Source organism: Pseudomonas sp. SMSB3 (genome assembly GCF_052041965.1).
Taxonomy (GTDB): Bacteria; Pseudomonadota; Gammaproteobacteria; order Pseudomonadales; family Pseudomonadaceae; genus Aquipseudomonas.
Map to the genome: position 1 here is coordinate 734309 of NZ_JBKGGV010000001.1, position 6716 is coordinate 741024.

Consider the following 6716-nt stretch of genomic DNA (forward strand, 5'->3'; position numbering starts at 1 on the left):
CGAGTTTCTGCAGCAGTCGCTCGATAATGCCTGGCTTTGCTTCGGATACCCCCTCTGCGAAACTGGTTAACCTGAATGGAAGCTGGGCGCTTCTCAACAACGGAGCGCACCTCGATGTTCTTATCTTCCCGGCACACAGATCTCAACCACGCTCATGCAGCGTCACTGCTCACAAGCGCTGAGCGGCCCCACGTCACCCTCGACACACCGCGCTTGCCGAGCATGGATAATTTTCGCGACATCGCCGGCAGTCACCTGGCCTATTGCACCCCAACCTCTGTGCTGCGCAGCAACGTGTTTTACCGCAGCAATGTGGTCAACCCGTCACCTGCCGACAAGGCGACCCTCGAACGACTTGGCGTGCAGGCCATCTTCGATCTTCGCGCCGATCAGGAAATCGCGGCCGAACCCGACACCCACCTCGACGGATCCCAGTACCAGCAGTTCAACGTGCTGGGTCACCGCTTCGAAGCCTTCGACCCCAGCAGCTTCAAGCCGCGCAGCGCTGAAGAGGTCAGCGAACTGATGCGCGAGGTCAACCGCGACTTCGTGCGCAGCGCGCCGGTGCGAAGCGTTCTGGGCGAGCTGCTGACGGCAATGGCGCAAACGCCAGGTCCTGTACTGTTTCATTGCTCCGCAGGCAAGGACCGCACCGGCTGGGTGACTGCGCTGCTGCAGAGCATCGCCGGAGCCGATGAAACGGTCCTGATGAACGATTATCTAGCCACCAACGTGTACACCGCTGCGCGCATCAAGGCCACCCTTGCCGCGATGCCAGAGGACAAAGGCGCGATCTACGCGCCGGCGCTGACAGTCGATGCCAGCTACCTGAATGCTGCACTGGAACAAGTGCGCCAGCAGTTCGGTGACATGCCTGAGTACCTGCGCACAGGTCTGCACCTGTCGTCTCGGACCTTGAACGATCTGCGCAGCAAACTGCTCGTATAAACCAGCCAGCCTGACCCGGCGCGTCTGGGTCAGGTTGTGCACACGTACGCGAGTGAGCGGCAAAAACCGACAAACGATTGGGATTTTTTACAAACTGTCATCCAGACTTGTGTATCCTGCCCCAGCTTCCCGAAGCTCCAAACGCGCCTGGCGCAGACTTTTCACTCACACTTGCGAGGAACGACGAGATGCATGAAATCCCGAATCTTCCCTTCCCAAGCCTGAACCCAGAAGAGCCAACCGTGACCGTTCATGCCGAGCCGACGCCTGCCGTCGACCAGGACGGTGACGACCAATCCAGCGCTGACCAGGAATAAAACCGCGCATCCCCTCGACAGTGTGAAAACGGCTGATTTGCGGACTACCGCCGTCAACGCGTTTTCACACCGTCACGAACCTCTGCCACGAAGACCCCCATGCCTGATTCACCGCGCCCTCTTGCGGTCACCCTGCAAGTCGTCTCCATCGTCCTCTTCACCTTCATCGGTTACCTGAACATCGGCATTCCTCTGGCGGTGCTGCCAGGCTACGTGCACAGCGATCTGGGCTTCAGCGCCGTCATCGCAGGCCTGGTGATCAGCGTCCAGTACCTGGCGACCCTGCTCAGCCGGCCAACCGCCAGCCGCATCATCGATAACCTCGGCAGCAAGAAGGCTGTGATGTACGGCCTGGCCGGTTGCGGCCTGAGCGGGGTGTTCATGCTCGCCTGCGCCTTCCTGACCCACTTGCCGTGGCTGAGCCTTGCCTGTTTGCTGGTGGGGCGCCTGGTGCTCGGTAGCGCCGAGAGCCTGGTCGGCTCCGGGTCGATTGGCTGGGGCATCGGCCGGGTCGGCGCCGAACACACCGCCAAGGTGATCTCCTGGAACGGCATCGCCAGCTATGGCGCGCTGGCCATCGGGGCCCCTCTGGGCGTACTGATGGTCAAGGCTCTGGGCTTGTGGAGCATGGGCGTGAGCATCCTGCTGCTGTGCGGCCTGGGTCTGTTGCTGGCCTGGCCCAAGCGCGCAGCACCTGTGGTCAGTGGCAAACGCCTGCCATTCATGCAGGTGCTGGGCAAGGTGTTCCCCCACGGCTCGGGCCTTGCCCTAGGTTCGATCGGCTTTGGCACCATCGCCACGTTCATCACCCTGTATTACGCCAGCCGTGGATGGACGAATGCGGCATTGACCCTGAGCCTGTTCGGCGCCAGTTTCATTTGCGCGCGGTTGCTGTTCGGCAATCTGATCAACCGGATCGGCGGTTTTCGTGTGGCGATCGCCTGCCTGTCGGTGGAAACCCTCGGGTTGCTGATGCTATGGCTGGCGCCCAATGCCGAGCTGGCACTGGCCGGCGCTGCGTTGAGTGGCTTCGGCTTTTCCCTGGTCTTTCCGGCACTGGGGGTGGAGGCGGTCAACCAGGTCTCGGCGGCCAACCGCGGTGCGGCGGTCGGCGCTTATTCGCTGTTCATCGATTTGTCGCTGGGCGTCACCGGGCCACTGGTTGGCGCAGTGGCCTCGGGCTTCGGTTTTGCCTCGATGTTCCTGTTCGCAGCAGCGGCGGCATGCTGTGGGCTGGTGTTGAGTCTGTATCTGTACCGCCAGGCCCGGATCGTGCGCGATCAATAACGCTGAGGGCTGCCTCGCGGCCCCCAGCTTCCTTGAGGTCAGCGCCTGGCGTACTGCAGCACCACCTCCAGCGGGTGACGCAGCTGCCGTTCGGTCATGCGCTTGACCTGGCTGCGGCACGAGTAGCCGGTCGCCAGCGCCTCGCCCTGCTTGTCCAGCTTGCTCGCCCAGGACTGCTCGAAGATGGTCCGCGACGTCGCTTGATTACGCGCCTCATGCCCGTAGGTTCCCGACATGCCACAGCAGCCGGTGGCTTCGGTCACCAATTGCAGGCCCAGGCGCGCGAACACCTGCTCCCACTGCTTGGTACTGGCCGGCACGTTGGTCTTCTCGGTGCAGTGCGCCAACAGGCGGAAATTGCCAGGCGCAGTCGGCGCCTGCTCCGGCAGCACGTCCATCAGCCACTCCTGCGGCAGCCTGACGTGCGGGCAGTTTTCGAGGCCCGGTACCTTCTGGTACTCCTGGCGATAGACCAGGGTCATTGCCGGGTCCAGCCCCACCAATGGCACGCCACAGTCGGCCAGGGCTTTGAGCTGCGTGGCGTTGCGGATCGCCGCTTTGGCGAACGCGCCGAGAAAACCCTGCACGTGCAGCGGTTTGCCGTTGGCGCTGTACGGCGCCAGGAAGACCCGGTGACCCAGGCGATGCGCCAACTCGATGAACGCGGCCAGCAGCGGCGTCTCGAAATAGCGGGTGAAGGCATCCTGCACCAGCACGATGCTGCGCTCGCGCTGGGCCGGCGTCAGTTCACGCAGCGCCGGCACGCTGGCCACGCCGACGCGGCAACGGGTCAGCGTCGACTGAAAGTTGAAGCGGCTGATCAGCGGGCTGTCGACCATGCCGACCTGGTTGGCCAGCAGTTTGCCGACCCACTTCGAGCCCATGACCGCGTTGTACAGGGCCGGTGCATGGGCCAGGTAGGGGATGGTGAATTCCAGCGAACCGATCAGGTAGTCACGCACCGGCCGCTGATAGCGACCGTGGTACAGCTCAAGAAAACGTGAACGAAAGTCTGGCACGTTGACCTTGATCGGGCACTGTCCCGCGCACGACTTGCACGCCAGGCAGCCGGCCATGGCGTCATAGACCTCGTGGGAAAAGTCCGCCTGGCCCTGGCTACGTGCCCGGTTGTTACGCAGCCGGCTCGGCAGCCCTTTGAGCCATGAAACCTTGTTGCGCGCCGCGGCCAGCACATCGATGTCGGCCTCGCCTTGCAGGCGCAGCCATTCTCGCATCAACGACGCCCGGCCCTTGGGCGAGTGCTGGCGTTCGCGGGTGGCCTTCCACGACGGGCACATGGCATCGTTGGGGTCGTAGTTGTAGCAAGCGCCATTGCCATTGCAGTGCACGGCGCTGGGGAAGTCCTGCCACACGCGTTCATCGATGGTCCGGTCGAGGTCGCCACGCAGGGTCACGCCATCGACCTTGGTCAGGCCCTCGGCGCTGTCGGGCGGTGTGCAGATCTTGCCCGGATTGAGCTGATTATGCGGGTCGAAGGCGCCTTTGAGGCGCTGCAGGGACGGATACAACTCGCCAAAGTATTCAGGCACGTATTCCGAACGCAGGCCCTTGCCGTGCTCGCCCCACAGCAGGCCGCCATAGCGCTTGGTCAACGCCGCCACCGCATCGGAGATCGGCTTGACCAGTGCGGCCTGGGCGGGGTCTTTCATGTCCAGCGCTGGGCGCACGTGCAGCACGCCGGCGTCGACGTGGCCGAACATACCGTAGGCCAGGCCGTAGCCGTCGAGCAGCGCGCGAAAATCGGCAATGTAGTCGGCCAATTGCTCCGGGGGTACGGCGGTGTCTTCGACAAAAGGTTGAGGGCGTACCTCGCCCTCGACGTTGCCCAGCAAGCCCACCGAGCGCTTGCGCATGGTATAGACGCGGGTCACCGCTTCGGCGCCCTCGGCCAGGGTATGGCCCAGGCGCTCGACGCTGCTGTCGCTCTGCAAGTGGTCGATGAATGCCTGCACCCGCGCATTGACCTCGGCCGGCTCGTCGCCGCAGAACTCCACCAGGTTGATGCCCAGGGTCGCACGCGCAGGGTCGGCCGGGAAGTATTCGGCGACGCTGTGCCAGACGATGTCCTTCATCGCCAGCATCAGCACCTTGGAATCCACTGTCTCGATCGACAGCGGCTTGAGCGCCATCAAGGCATTGGCATCGCGCAGCGCGTCCATGAAGCTTGCGTAGCGTACGTTGACCAGCACGGCATACTTGGGAATCGGCAGCACATTGAGCTTGGCCTCGACCACATAGCCCAGCGAGCCTTCAGCTCCGCACAGCACGCTGTTGAGGTTGAAGCGGCCTTGCTCGTCGCGCAGGTGGGCCAGGTCGTAGCCGGTGAGGCAGCGGTTGAGCTTGGGGAAGGTGGTCTCGATCAGCTCGCGCTGGGTGTGCTGGATGTCCCGAGCCATGCGGTACACCTCGCCGACCCGGCCAGGGCTAGCACAGGCCTGTTCCAGCGCGGCGTCATCGAGCGGCAAGCTGTGCAGGCGTTCGCCGCCAAGCAGCACGCTGTGCAATTCCAGCACGTGATCGCGGGTCTTGCCGTAGGTGCAACTGCCCTGGCCGCTGGCGTCGGTGTTGATCATGCCGCCGACGGTGGCTCGGTTGGAGGTCGACAGCTCAGGCGCGAAGAACAGGCCGTGCGGCTTGAGCGCGGCATTGAGCTGGTCCTTGACGGTACCGGCCTGCACCCGCACCCAACGCTGCTCGACGTTGATTTCGAGAATCTGGTTCATGTGCCGCGACAAGTCGACGACGATGCCGTCGGTCAGCGACTGGCCATTGGTCCCAGTACCGCCGCCGCGCGGGGTCAGCTTGATCGCCTGGAAGCGCGGCTCGGCCATCAACCGGGCAACGTGTGCCACGTCGTCGGCATCGAGCGGGAACACGGCGGCCTGGGGCAGGCGCTGGTAGATGGAGTTATCGGTAGCCAGCACGGTGCGGGTGGCGTAATCGGCGCTGATCTGCCCGCGAAAGCCGCTGCTGCGCAGGGCCTGGAGGAAGGCTGGATAGTCGGCGCTAGGCGCAGGGGTCGGCAACTGGGCGATCATCGAAGGATGGCCTCTTGATAATGAGCGTAATCACGGAAATCCTGTCGTCTCGGCATGCATGGGTTGATGCCGGGATGACGCATGGGCCAATGTTCCTGTAGTTTCGCCCCAGGGGCAAACGGATAATCCTGCCGCTATCGATGACTTTCATGAATGAATTACCGCCACCTCACCCCTTCCATGTCGCTGCTGCTGGCTTTCGAGGCCGCCGCTCGGCATGAAAGCTACACCCGCGCCGCCGCCGAGCTGTCGCTGACCCAGAGCGCCGTCAGCCGGCAGGTCCAGGCACTGGAACAACAATTGGGCCTGAACCTGTTTCGCCGCGAGGGTCGCCAGGTCCAGCTCACCGATGTCGGCAGGCTCTATCAGCGCGAACTGAGTGAAGCCCTCGGGCGCATTCGCAGCGCCACCTTGCAGGCGCTGGCTTATCAATCAGGCGTCGGCACCTTGCGCCTGGCGACGTTGCCAACTTTCGGCTCGAAGTGGCTGCTGCCGCGCCTGCATGCGTTCTATAACGCGCACCCCGGGATGCTGGTGCATATTCATTCACGCATCGAAGCGATCAATTTCGACACCAGCGAGATCGATGCGGCCATCGCTGTGGCCAGCCATGACCTGCCTGGACTGCTGTGTCATCGCCTGCATGCCGAGGAATTGGTGGTGATCCTGCCGCCGCAGGCCGGCGCTGCCGCTCATGGTTGGAGCCCGGCACGGATCAGCGAAGAAGTGCTGCTCAATGTCGCCAACAACCCCCACGCCTGGGGCGAATGGTTTTCCCATCACGGCCTGGCCCACCGCTCGATGCGCCTGGGGCCGAGCTTCGAACTGACCTCGCACCTGATTCAGGCGGTGCGCGCAGGAATTGGCATCGGCCTGGTGCCGAGGATTCTGGTGCAGGAAGAACTGACCAAGGGCGAGCTGTACAGCCCCGGTGCGGCCTTTGCCAGTCAGCGCAGTTATTACCTGATCTACCCACCACGCAATGAGGCGCTGCCCTCGCTAAGGGCATTTCGCAGCTGGTTGCTGGAGCAGATCTGATGACGGTTGCGCCTGGGGTGCATGCCTTGGGTTTGAGGGTGGTGCTGAAATCGAGCGCCGCCCGCGC

At 63.5% G+C, this 6716-nt stretch carries 5 protein-coding genes; 4 read left to right on the top strand and 1 reads right to left on the bottom strand.

What is annotated here, in order from left to right; genetic code table 11:
• The first annotated feature begins 114 nt into the window (after positions 1-114).
• From ACLEJW_RS03400 to ACLEJW_RS03410, 3 genes are all read left to right on the top strand, one after another.
• Entirely contained in the window at positions 115-948 is an 834-nt protein-coding gene (locus ACLEJW_RS03400) for a tyrosine-protein phosphatase (protein WP_440776969.1), read from the top strand.
• A gap of 188 nt (positions 949-1136) precedes the next feature.
• A complete protein-coding gene (locus ACLEJW_RS03405) occupies positions 1137-1265 on the top strand; it encodes a hypothetical protein (protein WP_256208154.1) in 129 nt (42 codons plus the stop codon).
• A gap of 99 nt (positions 1266-1364) precedes the next feature.
• Positions 1365-2552: an MFS transporter gene (locus ACLEJW_RS03410; RefSeq protein WP_145193559.1), complete on the top strand. Its 1188-nt coding sequence runs from the start codon at positions 1365-1367 to the stop codon at positions 2550-2552.
• A 38-nt stretch (positions 2553-2590) separates the two neighbouring features.
• Here the strand turns inward: ACLEJW_RS03410 and ydiJ are convergent, their stop codons facing one another.
• A complete protein-coding gene (ydiJ, locus tag ACLEJW_RS03415; RefSeq protein ID WP_313302610.1) occupies positions 2591-5611 on the bottom strand; it encodes a D-2-hydroxyglutarate dehydrogenase YdiJ in 3021 nt (1006 codons plus the stop codon).
• Between the two features lie 153 nt (positions 5612-5764).
• On the opposite strand from ydiJ, the gene ACLEJW_RS03420 reads away from it, so the two are divergent.
• A complete protein-coding gene (locus ACLEJW_RS03420; RefSeq protein WP_145193557.1) occupies positions 5765-6649 on the top strand; it encodes a LysR substrate-binding domain-containing protein in 885 nt (294 codons plus the stop codon).
• Positions 6650-6716 lie beyond the last annotated feature (67 nt).

Excerpts from the sequence above, each read along its gene's own strand:
- ydiJ (WP_313302610.1), bottom strand. The coding sequence starts at position 5,611 with ATGATCGCCCAGTTGCCGACCCCTGCGCCTAGCGCCGACTATCCAGCC.
- ACLEJW_RS03420 (WP_145193557.1), top strand. The coding sequence starts at position 5,765 with ATGAATTACCGCCACCTCACCCCTTCCATGTCGCTGCTGCTGGCTTTC.
- ACLEJW_RS03410 (WP_145193559.1), top strand. The coding sequence starts at position 1,365 with ATGCCTGATTCACCGCGCCCTCTTGCGGTCACCCTGCAAGTCGTCTCC.
- ACLEJW_RS03405 (WP_256208154.1), top strand. The coding sequence starts at position 1,137 with ATGCATGAAATCCCGAATCTTCCCTTCCCAAGCCTGAACCCAGAAGAG.
- ACLEJW_RS03400 (WP_440776969.1), top strand. The coding sequence starts at position 115 with ATGTTCTTATCTTCCCGGCACACAGATCTCAACCACGCTCATGCAGCG.